Consider the following 18,174-nt stretch of genomic DNA (forward strand, 5'->3'; position numbering starts at 1 on the left):
TTCACCCACAGCGCGCCAATGGCGGAAGTCCAGGCGCGACCAAGATGACTTGAAAAGGAAAGCCTGATCCAGTCAACCATTACTGGATCAGGCCCTCCTCAATGGGCCCACGACACCATCAGGAGGACTCGGCCCTCTAGATTTCCCCTGACGACACTTTCAGGAGTATCGGGCCCTCTGCGACCAGCGCAGCATCATGCTGATCCCGGATGAAGTCATGGCAGGGTTCGGCCGCGCCGGCGACTGGTTCGCCCTCGACGCCTACAAAGTCCGGCCGGACCTGATCACCTTCGCCAAGGGCGTCAACGCAGGCTACGTTCCCGTCGGCGGTGTCATCATCTCCGAAGAAATATCCGCAACGTTCGACGAGCGCGTGTTCCCCGGCGGACTGACCTACTCCGGCCATCCCCTCGCGGCCGCGTCCATCGTGGCCTCCATCGACGCCTTCGAAGAGGACAACATCGTGAAAAACGCCGACGCGACCCGCTATCTGAAGGAATGGCTGGTTGCTCACCGTCGGCTGGCGGCGGTCACCAAGGGCGGGCCGTTAAGCAGCCAACCGCGCAACAAGGCCAGAAGATCATTGAGTATTCGAGAAAACTGGAATGCTCGGTGATTCTTTGGCTCCTATGGGCTGATGGAACCCGCAATGAATCCCTTCACCCCCGGCTCCGGCGTGAAACCACGTGCCCTCCGTGTCTGAACGATTAGTGAGGAACGAGCGAGGTCCATGCCTCCAGAATTGTTCGGGGTGAGGTCTTCGACGATCCCCTTGGCCCGAGTCAACAGAGTCTTTGAAGGCGATATGCCGGAGTGTCTTACATCGATGTAGCCAGCGGAATCATCAGCGTTCACAGTAGGTGTTGGTCCACGGCCAGGTGGCGACGCATAGGCCGGTCTCGATCGGACCTACATCATCGCGCTGGCTCCGCCGTCTACGACCAGGTGGGATCCCGTGACCCATTTCGCCTCCTCGGAGGCGAGGTAGAGGCCTGCATACGCGACGGCGAGTGGTTCCCCAGGTTTGCCGTCAATCGTGCGCTCGATGATCGGGGCGACAGGCGCGTTCTCGCCGAATTCCTCGAACATCGCGAGTACCGGCGGAGTCGCCATGACACCAGGACTCACGCAATTGACGCGAACGCCGACGGCGACACCCTCGGCGGCGAGCTGCCGAGTCAGAGCGATGACGGCCCCTTTCGCGGCAGCATGGGCGGCCTGCGGCAGGGCCCGGGCACCCTGGATCCCGGCGCCCGAACCGATGTTCACGATCGCACCGCCGACGGCGGCCAGGTGCAGCCAGGCGCTTTGGCAGGCATGCCACACCAGGTCCAGCTCGTTCTGGATGGTCGACCGGTAATCCTCGCCGCTCATCTGGGCGAACGGCGCGAATTTCGGCATGCTGGCGTTGTTGTAGAGCACGTCGATGCGGCCGTGGCGTTCGATCGCGCCGCCGACCCAGCGATCGATGTTTTCCCGGGTGCCCAGGTCCAACGGGGCGCTTGATTCGATGGCGCCCCCGTCGGCCTCCACCAGGCGGACCGTCTCCGCTGCTCCGTCGGCATCGAGGTCACAGCCGACAACAGTGGCGCCCTCGCGGGCGAATAGCCGGGCGGTAACCCGGCCCATTCCGCCCCCGATGCCTGTCAGCAGAACGACTTTTCCTTCCAGACGACCACCAGCCATGGTTCCTTCTCCATTCATCTCGTCCGATGTAGTGAGCCCATGCAACCACAGCGCGCAGGGGACCGGAGGCCGGAGCGGTGTGATGGTGCAGTTCGTGCACACTTCTGTGCACGGACTGCACCATGGGTCCGCAATCTCCCCACCCCGGCACCAGATGGCGCAGGATGAGCAGCACGTGTTACGCACGACACACCGCATCAAAGGAGATGATGAATGATGAGTATCACCCCCGATACGTCGACGCGCCCGCTCCCACCCGGCGTCACCGAGTTCGACCTCGAAAAGGCACTCGCGGCGTTCGCCGCCGCGATTGGCGAAGACAAGGTCGCAAGCGACGCCGAGTGGCTGGAAGATTTCCAGGATCCCTTCCAGGTTCCCGGCTCCGCCACGAATCTCCCGTCCGCAGTCGTCAGCCCAACGAGTACCGAGGACGTCCAGGCAGTCGTTCGGATCGCCAACGAGTATCGCATCCCTTTGTGGCCCATCAGCCGCGGCAAGAACAACGGCTACGGGGGAGCCGCGCCCCAGGTGCGCGGCACGGTGATGCTCTCGTTCCGGAACATGAACCGCGTCCTGGAGATCAACGAGGAGCTCGGCTACGCGATAGTGGAGCCTGGCGTGAGCTGGTACGACCTGCACGAAGCGATTAAGGCCGGCGGACACAACCTCGTCGCCTCCATCGTGGACATCGGCTGGGGAGGCGTCGTCTCGAACACGCTCGAGCACGGGCTCACCTACATGCCGTACTCGATCGACCAAGCCTCACATTGCGGCTTCGAGGTGGTGCTCCCGAACGGCGACCTCATGCGCACCGGCTCGGGTGCAATGGATAACAACCCGACCTGGCCGCTGTACAAGCGCGGCCTCGGTCCGACGTCGACCGAGATGTTCATGCAGTCGAACTACGGCATTGTCACGAAGATGGGCTACTGGCTGATGCCGAAGCCAGAGGTATACATGCCGCTGTGGCTGCGCGTCTGGGATGAGGCGCAGACGCCCGCCGTGGTCGATGCGCTGCGCGAGCTCATGCTGGCCGGCACCATCGACATGCGCCCGCAGCTGTCGAACACCCTGTGCATGGCCTCGATGCTCACCACACGCGCCGAGTGGTACACCGGTGAGGGCCCGATGCCGGAGGAGATCATCGACAAGATCGCCAAGGAGATGGGACTGGGCCGCTGGATGATGCGCTTCGCCCTCTACGGCGACGAACCGGTCGTCGACCACAACTTCGAGAAGCTCAAGGCGCGCTTCCTGCAGATTCCGAGCGTAGATATCATGGGCCAGAAGCACGGGGCAGACGCCTGGGAGACGCTGCCCAACCCGCACGAGCGGGTGCAGATTGGGGTGCCGAGTCAGGATCTCTACAAGATGGCCGGATGGTCAGGCGGCGAGGAGGGCGGCCACGTCGACTTCTCGCCGGTCATCCCGCTCACGGCCCAGCACGCGATCGCCGCGCAGAAGCTGATGGCCGAAATGTGCGCCGAGGCCGGCCTTGACTTCCTAGGTGGCATGCTCCCGATCAACGCCAGGTCGACCACGTTCATCAACGTGATCCCCTTCGACACGAAGAACCCTGAGCAGGTCGCCAAGGCGTACGCCCTTGCCAAGCGCATGGTCGCCGAGGCCGGCAAGCGCGGCTACGGCGAATACCGGGCGCACCTGTCCTTCATGGATCTCGCGGCCGACCAGTTCGGCTTCAACGACCACGCACTGCGACGCTTCAACGAGACGATCAAGGACACGCTCGACCCGAACGGGATCATCGCCCCGGGCAAGTCCGGGATCTGGGGCACCCGCATGCGGGAGGCCGGTTTCCCGCAGGCGTGATGGCGCATCTTCGGGGAGCCCCCGCCCTGCCCAACGGGCAGGTGCCGGGAAGACCCCSCCCTAACAAACCTCGAACCGGCGTTCGCGGATCCAGGCCGACACTCCGGTGCCGGAGGCTGCAAAGAGTTTGTGGACGTAGCGCGTGGACACGTAGTGGGCCTGCGCGATCCGCTCTGGCCCGAGTTCCGGGTCGTGCAGGTGGTCCATCACGTACCGCTGCATCCGAGCGAACAGTGTCTCAGGTCGGGAGCGCGGATCGGAAGTCTCCTGCGCGCCGTACATGCTGCGAAGCAAGGGCAGCAGCATCTCTGCAGCGCCTTCCCCGTCAGGGCTCAAGAGCCCGCCGCCGCTCGTTGTGGTTCGGGCTAGCTGGACGAGGAACGGGGTTCCCGGCCCAGTGAGCCGTCCCTGACCCGAATCCACCCGCGTCGCGGAACGCCGGGCGATGCCCTCGGCCTGCGCCCCGATGAACCACTTGGGAATGCTGAATACGACCACCTCGAAACCCTCCCGGCCCTCAAAAGTGGAAGGCCGCGACGTATCCTGGCACGCAATGTCACCGGGGCGAAGAAGGCAGCTGCGATCCTCCTGTTCGATATGTACGGCGCCCCTGGTCATCAGATACAGCAAGATACACTCCGGATCGGCGGTCGCAATCATCCGCTGCGTGCGTGCCACCCGGTGCGCAAGTCCTTGGATGGACCGGACCCCGACCGGCCCGACCTGGCCACCGGCCAAGCGGGCCTCGAATGACGGCGCCCCGAACGATTCGACCTGCATCGGGAAGAAGCGTTCGGCGATTCCCGCCGACCAGTAGTCCCGGCGCTCGGCCGGAGGAACCGACCGGGTATCGAGTACGGAAGTCATCCGGTCCACCTCAGATAAGGTTCCGTGATAGATCTGCAGTGTAGGCGAGCAGATGCCGAGCAGGGAAGGGCGGGCGTAGCCGTCGGCCCCGGGCTGGATCGACGTCGGGAACGCCGGGTCGATTCCGTGCGGCGCCGATGCTGCCGGCGATTGGAGGCCCCGACAGCCCACGACAACCCGAGCTGACCGCCAAGTCCCTCGCCAGGGCCGAACCTCCGGCTTCCATGACCTCCGTGGCAGAAGACGCAGTCACGGCACCTCCCTTAAAGATTCGATCCGTTTCGTACTGAGTGTAAGGTGCGTCAGAATTCCATGCAAAGATGCCACGTCACCTCGTCGGTGGGTTACTGAAGAATGCCCGAAGGTCGCGGGCCTGAGTGGGAATCCGTGGCAATCCGTTTCGTGGCCCCAGAAGACCCTTTGCTGCCAGGCCACTTGGGGCGTTGTTGTTCCTATATACACAGGCTGACGCTTTTGCCGGGCCCCCATCGCCAGTACCTCGCGATACCCGGAAGATTGAAGCATCAGGTGTGATCGTGTACGTTTCGTATTGGATGGCTAAGCACGTATGGTTGACCCATGGCAATCAGAAGCGAAGAAAGTCGTCGGGCCATTTTGGAAGCAACCATGAAGTTGCTCGAAAATTCGGGGCCTGACGGATTTACGGTGCAAAAGCTCTCGATCGAGCGCATTGCCCGTGAAGCCGGCGTCAGCAAGACCACTATCTACAGGTGGTGGTCGAGCAAGGTTGCCGTGGTTATCGATACATTCCTGGACAACCATGTCGCGCGTACTCCGGTGCGCCAGGATGTCCCTGCCATCGACGCGCTTCGTGAGCACATGGCCTCACTTGCGGAGGTCTACGCGGGCAATGAGGGCCGGCTCGTGGCGCAACTCATCGGTGAGTGCCAGGGCGACGAGGCGGCGATGGCTGAATTCAAGAAACATTTCTGGATCCCGCGCGCGCTGGTTGTTACGTCCCTGGTTGACCGGGCCATAAGCGAGGGGTCGATGCGCAAGGATCTCGACGCCCAGGTCGTCACGGAGCTGCTCTATGCTCCCGTGTACTTCCGTCTGCTGTTCCAGTCTGGTCCCCTTGACGCCAAGGCCACCGATGCCATCATGCAGACCGCACTTGAAGGGCTTGCTGCAGGGTAGCGGCCCCAAGTACTACCTGTTTCCCGTCCGAGTCCATGGGCCCGATGGGCTCCGTGACTAAAAACTTGAGCCTATAACCTTGGGTTCCCGCGGCATGTTGGGCGAATAGTATGCCGGTGTCGGCTTTGGCCGGGGAGCGGCCCGGCCCCCGCGTTGAGTGGCGGGCACCTATTTGAGGGTGCGCAAGAAGTCTTCGGCGTCGGTTCCGGTAGGCGGCGACGGCCTGTCATCTCCTGCGCCTCCTGAGGCATCTTTGCGACATGCTCGTGGCGCCCCTTGCCTCCCTGATTTCCCTTTCCTGTGTCCAGTGTGGGCCTGTGAGGCTTCGGCCTGTGCAATACGATACGGTTCGTATATATTTAATTCGACGTTAGATGTGAGGAGTCTGACTCTGATCTGTCCCTGCCCGTGGAGCCAGCCCGTTAGGGAAGCTGTCCACACTGAGAGGAAACATCATCATGAAAACCGCCATCGCGCCGAATGACGCGGTCGTCGTCGCCTATCGCAGGACACCGATCGGCCGTGCCCGCAAGGGATCGCTGGCCGGTGAGCGACCGGAAGACCTCGCGCTGGCAGCCATCCGGGGAGCGCTCTCGGCCGTTCCACAGGTTGACTCCGCCGAGTTTGCGGATGCCTACGTGGGGAGCGCGGTACCGCAGGGCGCGCAGGGCGACAACATTGGCCGCCGCATCATGGTGCTTGCAGGGATGGACAGCGTCCCCGCGGTCACAGTGAACCGCTTCTGCGCCTCCTCGTTGCAGGCCACCGCGATGGCTGCCCAGGCAGTGCGGGCCGGCGACGGGGACGCGTTCCTGGTCGCGGGCGTCGAATCGACCACCTCGACACCGCCCGCGGTTGAATCACCCCACCCCGCCTTCGCGGACACGGCACGGCGTGCCGATGGCATCTTCCAATCCGGCCAGGCGTGGGTCGACCCCCGGAATCAAGGGCAGCTGCCCGATGTGTACCTCCCTATGGGCAAGACCGCCGAGTTCGTGGCCCGTCAAACCGGCACCACGCGCCGCGACCAGGACGAATGGGCGCTGGAGTCCCAGCGCCGGGCCGAACGGGCGATCGAGTCCGGGTACTTCGCGCGCGAGATCGTGCCGGTGGCCACGGCTGCCGGCACGGTGGTGCGCGCCGATGACGGCCCGCGTCCGGGCACCACTCTGGAGGCCCTCTCGAGCCTCAAGCCGGTGTTCCACGAGTCCGGAACCGTCACCGCGGGCAACGCCAGCCCGCTCAACGACGGCGCGTCAGCCCTGGTGGTGATGAGCGCCCGGCGCGCGGGCGAACTGGGGTTGAAGCCGCTGGCCCGCATCCTGGGCAGTGCCGCAAGCGGCCTCTCGCCGGAAATCATGGGACTGGGTCCGGTGGACGCATCCCGCCGGCTGCTGGATCGTTTGGGCCTGTCGATGGGTGACATCGACATCGTCGAGCTGAACGAGGCCTTTGCCGCCCAAGTGGTTCCCGTGGTGCGGAAGCTGGGCGCAGATCCCGAGCGGGTCAACCCGTTTGGCGGGGCGATCGCCTTGGGCCACCCCTTCGGTGCGACCGGCGTGCGGCTGGTCGGAACGCTCATCAACGGACTGCAAACCACGGACGGATCGCTCGGCCTGGCGACGCTCTGCGTGGGCGGCGGCCAGGGCATGGCGATGGTAGTGGAGAGGTTGTCGTGAACCAGCCAGCGATCATTGCCGACCCGGCCCGCTCGATGCTGGCCGCCGACCGGAGCCTGGACGGGCTCGGCATCCAGGTGTTGCGCGCCAGCGAGGGCCGTGCCACGGCCGTCCTCCGGGTCACGCCCGAAATGGCCAACGGGCACGGGATTGCCCACGGTGGATTGGTCTTCGCGCTGGCAGACACCGCGTTCGCTATGGCCGCAAACACATTCGGCGCCGGAATCGCGACCGCCGAGGCTTCCATCTCCTACATTTCCCCAGCCTGCATCTCGGAGGAGCTGGTCGCCTCCGCTGAAGTGACCTTTCACGAGGGCCGCCGGATGATAGTGGATGTGGTGGTGCGGGCGGGGGAGCGGACTGTCGCCATCTACCGCGGAACGGGCAGGGCGCTGCGCCCGGCGGACTGAGGCTTCTTGAACAGCTGCCGATGTGGGGCGGCAAGACATGCGTGTGTGCCCGGGCTCCAAGTCGGAGTCCGGGCACACACGTATTTGTACCAAGGTTGCCGCGCCGGCTCCCGCCACGGGTGGGGCCGGCGCGGCGCAGGTGTCAGCTCTTGGATGCCTTCGGGCCGGCGGTCGCCAGTTTGTCGGCGATGCCCATGAGGACCGGTGACCCCGTCGCAGCGATCAGTAGGCCCTGGACTGGACGCTTAAGCTTTACCGATACAGGTTCCTTGGCCCCCGCAAGGACCGCTTCGCGTCCCATGGCCGGGTTCTTGTGGCACCGGACCGGCACATTGAAGATCAGGCGGCGCAGGCATGAGTTGTCGTGGTCGCACCACACGATCTCATCCTGTCGTCCCTGGAGGACCTTGTTGGGGAACTCCGGATCGGCCAGCATTTGCCGCGCCAGCATGATTGCGTCCGCGAACCCGGCGGTGATGGCGTCTGCACACTGTTGCGGGTCGAAGGTGCTGCTGAGGAGCAACGGGACCTCGGGCATGGCGGTGCGGAATGCTTGCGGCTCGCCGTGCTCCAAAATGGCGCCTGAGTGGGAGGTGACGTTGTTGTCCATCGACTCGTAGTTCGCATCGCTCAGGGCGATATATCCCACGCCTTCCTTTTCAATGATCGCTGCAACTTCGGCGAACCCTTCGGGTCCCTGGCCATCGGGAAGGTGGTCGTTGGTGCTCATCCTGAGGCCCACCGGATAGTCTGTTCCGACTTCGGCCCGGATCGCCCGAATCGTGTCCGTGAGGATGCGGGCGCGGTTTTCGGCGTTGCCGCCGTATTCGTCCGTCCTCCAGTTGGTGCGCGGTGAGAGGAAGGAGGAATAGAGGTAGCGCATGTGTGCGCCCAGCTCGATGCCGTCGAAGCCGGCCGCCTTGGCACGCCGCACTGCGGCGACGGCCTGCTCCTGGACCTCGCGGATTTCCTCCTTGGTGATCTCCTCCGGCGTCGGGTTCGTTCGGCCGCCGGGAATGTAGAAACCGTGCGGCAGGCGGGGTGCGGCCATGCGGACGGGCTTCGGGCTCGCGGCCCTAGTGGGCCGGCCCTCGCCCGGCACGCCCATGGCGCCGAAGCTCGGGAAGATCTGGGCGAAGATGGGTGCATCGTGCTCGTGCACGGCATCGACCATGCGCCGCAGACCTGGAATGAACTCGTCCCGGTCGAAACGCATCAGGGGCTGGAACGGTGCCTCTTGGTTCCCGCGCTCGGTGGCCACGCCTCCACCGATGATCAGCAGCCCTGCGCCGCCGCGTGCCCGCGTAGTGAGGAACGCGATGGTCTGATCGCTGGGATGGCCGTCCTTCGTCGGCTGAAGTACGGCCATCGGACTGAGCACAAAGCGGTTCTTGATTGTCAGGCCGTCGATTTTCCAGGGGCTGGAAAGCACTTCGGCGACGGTTGCTGTCTCGGGGGACATTTATTCTCCTTGGTTTTCAGTTGGACCGGGATGAAATGATTCATCCAAAATTGACATTCGACTCGGCGCGTATCGTATCGTGAGGAGCGCGTGTCGCAGTGGAACGGCGAAAGTAGCGGAAACCGGACCAGGCCTCAGAACCTGTCTCGGACGTGGCGTTCCCGACCGTAGAGCGACACCACAGCAAGGATGATGACCCCGAAGACGATGCGGCTCTGGGCTTCCGTCAGCCCATTGCTGACGATGATCGTTGACAAGAGGGTGAGAGTGAGTGCGCCCAGCAGCGTCCGGGTGTAGCTGCCGCGAATCGAGCCGAAGATCGAGCCGCCGACGAGGACCGCGGCCAGGCCGGAGAACAGGTAGGGTTCCCCGATGGTTTGCGACCATCCCGCGCCGAAGGATGCGATGAAGATGCCGGCAACCCCGGCCAGGGCTCCGGAGGCTGCAAAGACCATGGTCCACACGGCAGCGGTCCGGACCCTTGCCAATTGAGCGGCCCGGAAATTGATTCCCGTCGCGTAGAAGCGACGTCCCGCCGCGGTGCGATTGAGGAAAAGCCATATTCCCACCCCGCAGAGAAGCACGATCAGGATGATCGGGGGGAATGGCAGGCCAAGGGTGGTCCCCCTTAGGCTGGCCAGGGAACGCAGCGCCTCCGGCGGGGCGGAGGAATAGTCGCCGTCGGCGAGGAACAGGGTCGCGCCCGTGATGGCCGCGCCGGTGCCCAGCGTGACGACCAGTGGCTGGACCGCGAAGCGGTGGCAGATCCAGCCGATCAGGGCGCCGACGCCGCCGCAGACCACGACTGTGATCAGCAGGGCTACGACCGCAGGGACCCCGAGCTTACCCGCGACGTTCGCCGCCATGAATGTACCGAAAAGGATGTAACCCGGGGCCGCCAGGTCAAGCCCGCCCAGGATCACCACAAGCGTCTGGCCCATGGCTGCCAGGGCCAGCAGGGACGTGATGACCAGTATCGAGGTGATTGACCTGGGGTTTGCGATTGCCGGTATGGTGATCACCAGCCAGGCCGCCAGGGCCAGCACGACAAGGACCTGCAGGGCCGGTACCTCGAAGACCCAGGCCCTGAACCTGGTCCAGGGTCTGGGCCGGACCGTCGGTGCCTGGGTTTTTGGTGCGGGGGACAGGGTGTCACTGCTCATGATGCGTTCCTCTTCAAGCGGGGGGCCAGCAGCGTCGCGCCCAGCACGACGCCAACGACGAGGACGGCGCCGTAGGCAAATTGGATGAGGCTGGGTGCCACGCCCGAGGCCGTGAGCAACTGTTGCAGCAGATAGATGGAGACCGCCCCGAAGAGGGCACCCAACAGCCCGCCGCGGCCGCCGGCCAGGCTCGTTCCGCCCAGCACGGCCGCGGCGAGCCCCAGCAGGGCATAGGTGGAGGCGAGCGAAGACTGCGATGACTGCACGATAGCCGTCAGGGCGATTCCCGCGATTCCGGCGAAGAGGCCGCCGAGGGTATAGGCCAGGATCCGGATTGCCTTGATGTTCACGCCGGAACCGTAGGCTGAAACATCACTCTCGCCGGTCGCGAGGAGATTGCTGACGAAGGCCGTGCGGCGCAGGGCGAACCAAATCAGCCCGGCGACGCCGATGGTCAGGAGAGCGCCCGGGACGATGCCGATGCCCCCGGCGAAGACCTCCGTCCAATTATTCGGGGCGGCCACCGGATTCTGGGCGATGGTCAGCGACAGGCCAACGAGCAGGAACAGCATCCCGGTGGTTGCGACCACCGGATGCAGGCGCACGACGGCGACCAGGATTCCGTTCAGGGCTCCGATTCCGGCGGCCACCGCCAGGATGATGGGTGCCGCGAGATGCCAGTTGCCCAGCCCCGCGGGAATGAGGATGGCGACGAACAGGCAGTTGCTGAAGGTGGCCAGGGGACCGACCGAAATGTCAATGCCACCGGCGAGGATCGAGGGCGTGGAGGCGAATCCCACCAGCACGAACGGCGCCAGCGTTGCCAGGGTGCCGGGGAGACGCGCGGGGGAGAGGAAGGACGGTGAGACGATCAGGTTCAACACCAGCAGCACCAGTGCGAGCAGCAGGGCAAAGGCGAAAGGCCAGCGCTGGAACAGGGGGAGGACGCGGTTCATGTATGCACCTCTGATTTCTGGCCGAAGTATGCGGCGACGATGGACTCGGTGGAAAGCTCGGAATGGGGGATCTCGGCAAACACTGATTGGTCGCGGAAAACCAGGACGCGGTCTGCGAGGGCGACGAGTTCGTCGACCTCGCTGGAGAGGACCACGACGCTCATGCCTTCGGCACTGAGCCGGTCCAGGATTGCGTAGATCTCCCGCTTGGTCCCGATGTCGACCCCTCGCGTGGGGTCGTTAAGCAGCAGGACCCTGGGGTCCGTGGCAAGCCAGCGGGCCAGCAGCACCTTCTGCTGGTTGCCGCCGGACAGGGTTGAAATTGCATCCTGCGCGGCGCCGAAGCGCAGTGACAAGGACCGAGCGAACGCATCGAACCGCCTGGCGATGCTGCGGGTGTCCAGCAACCCGCAGCGACGGTCCTCCCCCAGGGTCGGGAGTGCGAAGTTCTCCCGGATCGACATGGACTCGAACAGTGACTCACCGCGACGCTCCCGAGGCAGGTACGCGACCCCCAAGGCATCCCCGTTCCGCTCGGTAAGGTCTGCGGCGCCCTCGGGCAGGAGGCGAACAACCCTGCCCGGCCCGGCAGCCACGCCGGCCAGGCGCTTGATGAACTGGTCCTGTCCGTGGCCTTCAAGCCCGGCGAGGCCCACGACCTCACCGGCGCGCAGCTCGAAGTCGATGGGTGCCGAGGCCGGTGCCAGACGGACGGCGGATCCCCGAAGGATGACGTCCCCGGGGTCGTGCGGCTGCCGCCGGGTCTCGTTGTGGCCGGAGTTTCCGGTCATGTCCGAGATCAACCGGTCGACGGACAGGTCCGAACGGTCCACGGTGGACACGCTCCGGCCGGACCGCAGAACGGTGACCCTGTCCGAAATCTCCGCGACCTCGTCCATCCGGTGCGAGATGAACAGGATGGCGGTCCCCCCGGCCGCGAGTCGGCGCAGCTCGACGAAGAGCCGATCACGGGACCTAACGTCCAGGGAAGCCGTTGACTCATCAAGGATGAGCACCTTGGGCTTTCGCACGAGCGCCCGCGCAATGCAGATGGACTGCCGCTCGGAGAGCGAGAGTTGGCCGGCGGGAAGATCGAGGGGTACCTCGCCGGCGATACGCGAGAGGACATCTTGCGCTATTGATCGCTGCTCGGCGCGGCCCAGCCGGCGACGGAACGTCCCGTGGGACCCGAGCCAGACATTCTCGAGGACCGACTGGCTCCCCGCGGTGAGGACCTCTTGGAACACCGCCGCAATCCCCAGGTCCATGGCCTGTCGTGGCGATCGGCTGTTGACGGGGACGCCGTCCAATGTGACGGAGCCGGCGTCAGGACGGTGCACCCCACCCAGGATCTTTACGAGCGTGCTCTTCCCTGAGCCGTTTTCGCCCAGGAGCGTGTGGATCTCGCCCGGCCGGAGATGGAGGTCACCGTCGATAACGGCGCGCGTGGCACCGAACCGCTTGCTCACCCCGGCGAGCATCAGGCCGGATGGTTGGTTGTTCACGGCGAATCTCCTTTGAATGGCCGATAAATGTGTCTCAGATCATATTCGAAACTAGACGAATCGTACCGCATGTGCCTAACCTGATGCCATACGATACGAATCGTTTTATATGGCAGGAGATAAACCATGAAGAAGACGACCTTTTTCCCCCGCTTCTCGACGGTCGGCGCCGCGATTCTGGGGGCCGGCGCCCTCGTCCTGACGGGCTGCTCGGCATCGGCGCCAGCGGCCCCGGGCTCCTCCGGAGGGGCAACCCCCGCCAAGGTGTCGCCGGCGGCAGCCGGGACCTGCGGGTCGCTGCCTACGGGTAGGGCGAACGATCCGAACGGCCTGCTGTCCGGTTTGCCCAAGGAGATCGCCGCGGGCTACAACCTCTACCCCTACGAGATCCGGAAATCGGCATGGGCCGACTATAAGTCGAAGAAGACTGAGGGTTTCACGGCTGCGATCGTGGGCATGCCACCTGCCAGCCCCTTCATTGCCTCCATGTCGGAGGCGATCCGCACGAGCCTGAAGGCCAATGGTGTCAAGATCGTCGGCGACTTCGCCCCAGATGACCCGTCGAACGTGCCCCTGCAGCTTCAGCAGTTCAACGAAGCGCTCTCGCTCAAGCCGGACGTGATCATCTACACCGCCATCGCACCGGAGCCGTCCGTGGGCTTGGCAAAGGCCGCCCATGACGCCGGCATCCCGCTGGTTGCCGCCCAGGTGCCGATCGATTCCGAGTACGCCGTGAGTGTGACGAGGAATACCCCGCTCGCTATCGCCCAGGTCACCGCCGGCACCGTGGCGTCAATCGGGGGCAAGGGCAACGTCCTGCGCGTCGACGGCATCCCGGGCATTCCGGTCTCGACCTTCGCGGGCCTGGGCATCGACGCCGTCCTGGCTAACTGCCCGGAGGTCAAGGTCGCCGGGTCGGTCACCGGCTTCTTCCAACCGGCCACGGCCCAGGCGGAGGTCCAGAAGTTCCTTGCGACCCACCCTGCCGGGGTTGACGCCGTCTTGCAGGCCGGAACGATGGGCGTCGGCATCCGCAACGCCTTTGTGGAATCGGGCATGGAGGTGCCGCCGATCGCGGACGACGGGTCCAGCCAGGGATTCTCCTCCTGGGCGCTGGCAAACCCCGGCTACCCCTACTTCGGCACCACGACCCCGTCCGTGCGCACCGGTGAGGCAGTGGTCGATGTGGCCCTGCGCATCCTGAAGGGCGAGGGACCGAAGATCAACCAGATCGTTGAACCCTCGGTGATCGTCTCCCGGGAGAACCTCGCCAAGGTCGCGGACCCCTCGTGGGACCACAATGATCTGACAGACCTGGCCGGCGACCCGGCGGACTACCTGCCCACCGACCGGCTCAACGCATTCTTCTCAAACCCCGGCGCATAGGGGCGGTGCGAGTCATGAGCACGAGCGATGACCCTCCACCCGGCCTGCCGATGTCCGGGTGCCGGGTGCCGGGACCAACGCCGGGCCGGTGAACGACTCAACGCGTTCTTCGGATAATCCCGGGGCCTGACGCCGACGCAGGAGCACACTCATCACCGGTCCTGGACCGGAACCGAGGGCCTCTTCCGCCGGGGTGATTTGCCGCTTGCCTGTTTGTAGTCCGTTTCGGCGGCCGACGCACGATCCCGTTCCCTGCGTCGTCTGATTTCGTCAAGGGTGGCCCGCGGTCGCCGGATCGGTTCCGGTGCTGCATCTAGTCATTCAAGGTCATTCAAGCCGTTTTCACGCGCAAAGAAGCCCCTTGGGACACTGAACCAGCATGCCGGTTCAGTGGTCCAAGGGGCTTTCCAATGCCGGCACTCCGCCGGACGGCCGCTTAGGGGCTGACGCGTCCGCGCAAGAATTCCGAGTCCGGGGAATCGGTGACGGGCAGTCCCGAGGCTTCCAGGCTTGCGCGCAGCTGCTTCATGAAGCGGTCGGGAAGTCTGACTGCCGGCGGGCGCAGGGCGCCGCCGTTGAAGCCGGAGAGCCACTCCTGGTACTTCCACTGGGTGCGGTTGATGGAGCTGGTGCCCGGGGTGGAAGTGGACGATACAGCCATATTGGCGGCCCGGGCCGGCTGGACCTCCCAGTAGCGCTTCATGGCTTCTTCCCATTTGCCGGTGCGCGCCAGTTCGAAGGCCTTGGGGTAGTAGTCTCCCATCCAGTTCGTGTTCGCGGTGCCGGAGAACTGGACGTCCAAGACCGACATGAGGGGGATTATTTCGGCCTCGATGGGGCAGGAGATCACTACTTCATCGCGGAAGTGGTGGTACATCTCCATGACTCCGGGGATGCCCGGGTAGCCCTGTTCGGCCTTGATGGCGACGATGCTCGGCATCGCGTCGAGGACGCGGCGCACGAAGTCCACGCTCATGCCTGCGGGGTGGATGCGCTCGAAGCCCCAGGCGGGGAGCGGGAACAGCATGGTGGCCAGATCGGTTTCGTCGGTGAAACGCTTGGTGTAGTCGAACACCTCGTCGTACGAGGTCGGCCAGAACGATGAAGGGTAGGCCAGCAGCGCGCGGTCGGCGCCGGCCTTGGTAGCCAGGTTTGCTGCATGGATGTTTTCTTCCAGGGTGCCGAAGATTGCGTGGAAGAAGAGGGCGAAGTCCGGGCCGGCTGCTTCGCGGGCGATGGCTGTGATTCGGGCGTTCTCCTCCGGGGTGATATTCGCTTCGGCGATCAGCAGGGAACCCTTGTAGCCACGTTCCTTGAGCAGGAGGATGTCGTGGCGGATCGCGTTTTCGTTGATGGCAGAGAAGTCCGGGGTGAAGGACGGGTGCGTCACCGCGACGGTGCCGACGAATTTCTCCCGGGCCCAGGAGCGGGCTTCGGATTTGGTGTATTCCACCATGTTGTTCTCCTTTATTGTCAGTGGGGTCTATTTGCGGCTGGTGACGATGCCGACGGGCAGGACGGTGCCGATGCCCTCGGCGCGGGCGCGGTTAACGAGCATCTCGGCAACAACGATGTCCTGCAGGCCGGAACCGGTCGACTTGTAGATACGGATCCCGTGCTCCGCGTCGATGGCGGTTTCGCCGGTCAGGACGGCATTGAGTGTGACAATGAGCGAATCGACATCGACGCCGTGTGCCCGGGCCGCGATCATGTCCCCGCTGCCGTGCACGACCTCGTCACGGGTGTCCACCACGACGACCGCGGCGCGGGCGATCAGCTCCGCGGGCAGCTCGCGTTGTGCGGGGGTCGTGGAACCGATCGAGACCACCGCGGCGTTCGGGCCGACCCATTCGGCCAGCAGCGTAGGGGACTCGTCGCGGGAGCGTGCCGCGCACAGGATGAGATCCGCGCCTTCCGCGGCCTCGCGGGCCGAGCCGACAGCTCGTGCGGGTGCGCCGAACGTGCCGTCGAACTCGCGTGCAAAGGCCTCGCGGTTGGCAGGGGTCGGACTGAACACACGGATGTCGGCGAACTCAAGCAGGTGGGAAAAGGCTGTCAGGTGGGAACGCGCCTCAAAGCCGGAGCCGATCACACCGACGATCAGCGGCCGCTGCGGCACGATCGTGGAGGTGCCCACGGCAGTGGTCGCTGCGGTGCGCAGGCCGGTGACGCGATTTCCGTCCACGAGAGCCACCAGATCCGCGGTGTCCTTGTCGAAGAGTGAAATCAGATAGCTGACGCGCAGGCCGTCCGCGAAGGACCCGGCGATTGACTTTGCGCCGAACAGTTGGCCGTTGGGCGGCACCGAGGGCATGATCCGCAACCATTCGCGAGGTGTCTGGGCGAAGATCCTTCCCGGTGTGCCGCCCTCGTCGTCGGGGGCCTTGTAGGCGGTGCGGATGGCTTCGATCGCCCCGGCCCAGTCCGAAAGGCTGGCGACGTCGGCGTCGGTGAGAAAGAGCGGAAGATTGTTCGGTAACTCGCCATTGGTGCTCACGGGGGCACTCCTTGGATGTCGGGCAGCCGGTCCACGGGCTGCGGGCGTGGGTGGATTTACTGAGTAGACCCAAATAGTATCCGATACGAATCGTATCCTATATAGTCGTGACAGAGAACACGTCTCCAGGAAAGGATCCCAACCATGGCAATCGCAACCGTCAACCCGACCACCGGTTCGACCGAAATGATCATTGAGCCGCACTCGGCCGAGGAAGTCCAGGATCGCATCGCGGAAGCCGCCGAAGCGGCGCGGCTCCTGCGCGGCAGCACGTTCGCCCAGCGTGGGCAGTGGATGCTCGCCGCGGCGGACATCTTGGAGGGTCAGGCGGAGGGCCTGGGCGAATTGATCACCGTCGAGATGGGCAAGCCGATTGCGCAATCGATTGCCGAGGTGCACAAGTGCGTCAAGGCCATGCGTTTCTACGCCGAGCATGCCGGGGAATTCCTGGCCGATGCCCCGCTGGCGGACCCGTCAACTGTCGGCGCAACCCGCGCGTGGACTCGCTACGAACCGCTGGGCACCGTCCTGGCGGTCATGCCCTGGAACTACCCCCTCTGGCAGGTCATCCGGTTTGCGGCCCCGGCGCTTATGGCGGGCAACTCCGGCCTGCTCAAGCATGCCTCGAACGTGCCGCAGGCGGCGCTCTTCCTTGACACGCTCTTTGAGCGGGCAGGGTTCCCGCGCGGCTCCTTCCGCACTCTGCTGATCGGCGGCTCCGAGGTGGCCGGCGTCCTGGCCGATACGAGGGTCAAGGCGGTCACCTTGACGGGTTCCGAGCCGGCGGGGCGCTCCGTTGCCTCCATTGCCGGGGACCATGTGAAGAAGGCCGTGCTGGAGCTCGGTGGGTCGGACCCTTTCATTGTCATGCCCTCGGCGGACGTCTCGGCCGCGGCGGCGACCGCCGTGCGTGCGCGGATCAGCAACAACGGCCAGTCCTGTATTGCCGGCAAGCGCTTCATCGTGCACACCGAGGTCTATGACGCGTTCGCCGCCGAATTCGTGAAGCTGATGTCGGAGCTTGTCGTCGGGGACCCGCTGGATCCCGCGACCCAGGTAGGGCCCTTGGCCACCCTGTCAGGGCGCGATGAGCTGGCCGGGCTCGTTGAGGACGCCCGCGCCCTGGGTGCCCAGGTGCTGACCGGCGGGGTGACCCCCGGGGGCCCCGGCTTCTTTTACGCCCCCACGGTGCTCGCCGGGCTCAGCGACGGGATGCGGATCATCCAGGAGGAGACCTTTGGGCCCGTCGCCTCGCTCTATCGTGCGGCGGACCGCGAGGACGCCCTGCGGATCGCCAATCAGACCACCTTCGGGCTTTCCAGCGCGGTCTGGACCAGCGACGCCCAGGAAGAGGAATGGTTCACGGCCAATCTTGACGCCGGCGCGGTGTTCGTCAACGGCATGACCGTCTCGCACCAGGAGCTTCCGTTCGGCGGGATCAAGCGCTCCGGGTTCGGGCGTGAGCTCGCCGCGGACGGCATCCGGGAGTTCTGCAACCTCAAGACCGTCTGGAAGGCCTGAGTCGCAAGGCTAGACGCGCATTCAAGCCCACCCGTGCCCTTGTGCGGCTAAGTG

The 18,174-nt window shown here is 65.0% G+C and carries 14 protein-coding genes and 1 pseudogene; 7 read left to right on the forward strand and 8 right to left on the reverse strand.

Features of this window, described 5'->3' with window-relative positions; all coding sequences use genetic code 11:
- Positions 1–169 precede the first annotated feature (169 nt).
- Positions 170–565, forward strand: a pseudogene (locus AC1DZV_RS00430) (aminotransferase class III-fold pyridoxal phosphate-dependent enzyme); the annotation flags it as partial.
- 344 nt (positions 566–909) lie between these two features.
- Here AC1DZV_RS00430 and AC1DZV_RS00435 read toward each other — a convergent pair.
- The gene (locus AC1DZV_RS00435; protein ID WP_476946712.1) at positions 910–1,686 is read right to left on the reverse strand and encodes an SDR family NAD(P)-dependent oxidoreductase; all 777 of its coding nucleotides are present in this window, start codon (positions 1,684–1,686) and stop codon (positions 910–912) included.
- A gap of 213 nt (positions 1,687–1,899) precedes the next feature.
- Between AC1DZV_RS00435 and AC1DZV_RS00440 the strand changes: the two genes are divergently transcribed.
- On the forward strand, positions 1,900–3,516 hold the full coding sequence (locus tag AC1DZV_RS00440) for an FAD-binding oxidoreductase (RefSeq protein WP_476946713.1): 1,617 nt from the start codon (positions 1,900–1,902) through the stop codon (positions 3,514–3,516).
- Positions 3,517–3,576: 60 nt separating this feature from the next.
- Here AC1DZV_RS00440 and AC1DZV_RS00445 read toward each other — a convergent pair whose 3' ends face one another.
- Positions 3,577–4,383, reverse strand: a complete 807-nt coding sequence (locus AC1DZV_RS00445) for an AraC-like ligand-binding domain-containing protein (RefSeq protein WP_476952672.1) — start codon at positions 4,381–4,383, stop codon at positions 3,577–3,579.
- 579 nt (positions 4,384–4,962) lie between these two features.
- Here AC1DZV_RS00445 and AC1DZV_RS00450 point away from each other — a divergent pair.
- From AC1DZV_RS00450 to AC1DZV_RS00460, 3 genes are all read left to right on the forward strand, one after another.
- Positions 4,963–5,541: a TetR/AcrR family transcriptional regulator gene (locus AC1DZV_RS00450; RefSeq protein WP_476946715.1), complete on the forward strand. Its 579-nt coding sequence runs from the start codon at positions 4,963–4,965 to the stop codon at positions 5,539–5,541.
- A 458-nt stretch (positions 5,542–5,999) separates the two neighbouring features.
- Positions 6,000–7,220 (forward strand): acetyl-CoA C-acyltransferase, encoded by a 1,221-nt coding sequence (locus tag AC1DZV_RS00455; RefSeq protein ID WP_476952673.1) that lies wholly within the window; start codon positions 6,000–6,002, stop codon positions 7,218–7,220.
- Positions 7,217–7,630, forward strand: coding sequence for a PaaI family thioesterase (locus AC1DZV_RS00460; protein WP_476946717.1), 414 nt, complete (start codon positions 7,217–7,219; stop codon positions 7,628–7,630). The genes AC1DZV_RS00455 and AC1DZV_RS00460 overlap by 4 nt, the downstream gene beginning before the upstream one ends.
- 142 nt (positions 7,631–7,772) lie before the next feature.
- On the opposite strand, the gene AC1DZV_RS00465 is transcribed toward AC1DZV_RS00460, so the two are convergent.
- The 4 genes from AC1DZV_RS00465 to AC1DZV_RS00480 all read right to left on the reverse strand — a co-directional run bounded on the left by AC1DZV_RS00465 (position 7,773) and on the right by AC1DZV_RS00480 (position 12,716).
- Entirely contained in the window at positions 7,773–9,092 is a 1,320-nt protein-coding gene (locus tag AC1DZV_RS00465; protein ID WP_476952674.1) for an NADH:flavin oxidoreductase, read from the reverse strand.
- Between the two features lie 134 nt (positions 9,093–9,226).
- Entirely contained in the window at positions 9,227–10,255 is a 1,029-nt protein-coding gene (locus tag AC1DZV_RS00470) for an ABC transporter permease (protein ID WP_476952675.1), read from the reverse strand.
- Positions 10,252–11,211 carry an ABC transporter permease gene (locus AC1DZV_RS00475; RefSeq protein ID WP_476946719.1) on the reverse strand — a complete coding sequence of 320 codons (960 nt, stop codon included), beginning with the start codon at positions 11,209–11,211 and terminating at the stop codon, positions 10,252–10,254. The genes AC1DZV_RS00470 and AC1DZV_RS00475 overlap by 4 nt, the downstream gene beginning before the upstream one ends.
- Positions 11,208–12,716, reverse strand: a complete 1,509-nt coding sequence (locus AC1DZV_RS00480; protein WP_476952676.1) for a sugar ABC transporter ATP-binding protein — start codon at positions 12,714–12,716, stop codon at positions 11,208–11,210. The genes AC1DZV_RS00475 and AC1DZV_RS00480 overlap by 4 nt, the downstream gene beginning before the upstream one ends.
- A 126-nt stretch (positions 12,717–12,842) precedes the next feature.
- Here AC1DZV_RS00480 and AC1DZV_RS00485 point away from each other — a divergent pair, with 126 nt between their 5' ends.
- Positions 12,843–14,102, forward strand: a complete 1,260-nt coding sequence (locus AC1DZV_RS00485; RefSeq protein ID WP_476946721.1) for a substrate-binding domain-containing protein — start codon at positions 12,843–12,845, stop codon at positions 14,100–14,102.
- A 436-nt stretch (positions 14,103–14,538) separates the two neighbouring features.
- On the opposite strand, the gene AC1DZV_RS00490 is transcribed toward AC1DZV_RS00485, so the two are convergent.
- Positions 14,539–15,558: a dihydrodipicolinate synthase family protein gene (locus AC1DZV_RS00490; protein ID WP_476952677.1), complete on the reverse strand. Its 1,020-nt coding sequence runs from the start codon at positions 15,556–15,558 to the stop codon at positions 14,539–14,541.
- A gap of 27 nt (positions 15,559–15,585) precedes the next feature.
- Positions 15,586–16,599 carry an ornithine cyclodeaminase family protein gene (locus tag AC1DZV_RS00495; protein WP_230008245.1) on the reverse strand — a complete coding sequence of 338 codons (1,014 nt, stop codon included), beginning with the start codon at positions 16,597–16,599 and terminating at the stop codon, positions 15,586–15,588.
- 144 nt (positions 16,600–16,743) lie between these two features.
- On the opposite strand from AC1DZV_RS00495, the gene AC1DZV_RS00500 reads away from it, so the two are divergent.
- A complete protein-coding gene (locus tag AC1DZV_RS00500; RefSeq protein WP_476946722.1) occupies positions 16,744–18,120 on the forward strand; it encodes an aldehyde dehydrogenase family protein in 1,377 nt (458 codons plus the stop codon).
- Positions 18,121–18,174: the final 54 nt, after the last annotated feature.

This window comes from Arthrobacter sp. P1_D12, from assembly GCF_056406175.1.

Excerpts from the sequence above, each read along its gene's own strand:
- AC1DZV_RS00435 (WP_476946712.1), bottom strand. The coding sequence starts at position 1,686 with ATGGCTGGTGGTCGTCTGGAAGGAAAAGTCGTTCTGCTGACAGGCATC.
- AC1DZV_RS00440 (WP_476946713.1), top strand. The coding sequence starts at position 1,900 with ATGATGAGTATCACCCCCGATACGTCGACGCGCCCGCTCCCACCCGGC.
- AC1DZV_RS00445 (WP_476952672.1), bottom strand. The coding sequence starts at position 4,383 with ATGACTTCCGTACTCGATACCCGGTCGGTTCCTCCGGCCGAGCGCCGG.
- AC1DZV_RS00450 (WP_476946715.1), top strand. The coding sequence starts at position 4,963 with ATGGCAATCAGAAGCGAAGAAAGTCGTCGGGCCATTTTGGAAGCAACC.
- AC1DZV_RS00455 (WP_476952673.1), top strand. The coding sequence starts at position 6,000 with ATGAAAACCGCCATCGCGCCGAATGACGCGGTCGTCGTCGCCTATCGC.
- AC1DZV_RS00465 (WP_476952674.1), bottom strand. The coding sequence starts at position 9,092 with ATGTCCCCCGAGACAGCAACCGTCGCCGAAGTGCTTTCCAGCCCCTGG.
- AC1DZV_RS00470 (WP_476952675.1), bottom strand. The coding sequence starts at position 10,255 with ATGAGCAGTGACACCCTGTCCCCCGCACCAAAAACCCAGGCACCGACG.
- AC1DZV_RS00475 (WP_476946719.1), bottom strand. The coding sequence starts at position 11,211 with ATGAACCGCGTCCTCCCCCTGTTCCAGCGCTGGCCTTTCGCCTTTGCC.
- AC1DZV_RS00485 (WP_476946721.1), top strand. The coding sequence starts at position 12,843 with ATGAAGAAGACGACCTTTTTCCCCCGCTTCTCGACGGTCGGCGCCGCG.
- AC1DZV_RS00490 (WP_476952677.1), bottom strand. The coding sequence starts at position 15,558 with ATGGTGGAATACACCAAATCCGAAGCCCGCTCCTGGGCCCGGGAGAAA.
- AC1DZV_RS00500 (WP_476946722.1), top strand. The coding sequence starts at position 16,744 with ATGGCAATCGCAACCGTCAACCCGACCACCGGTTCGACCGAAATGATC.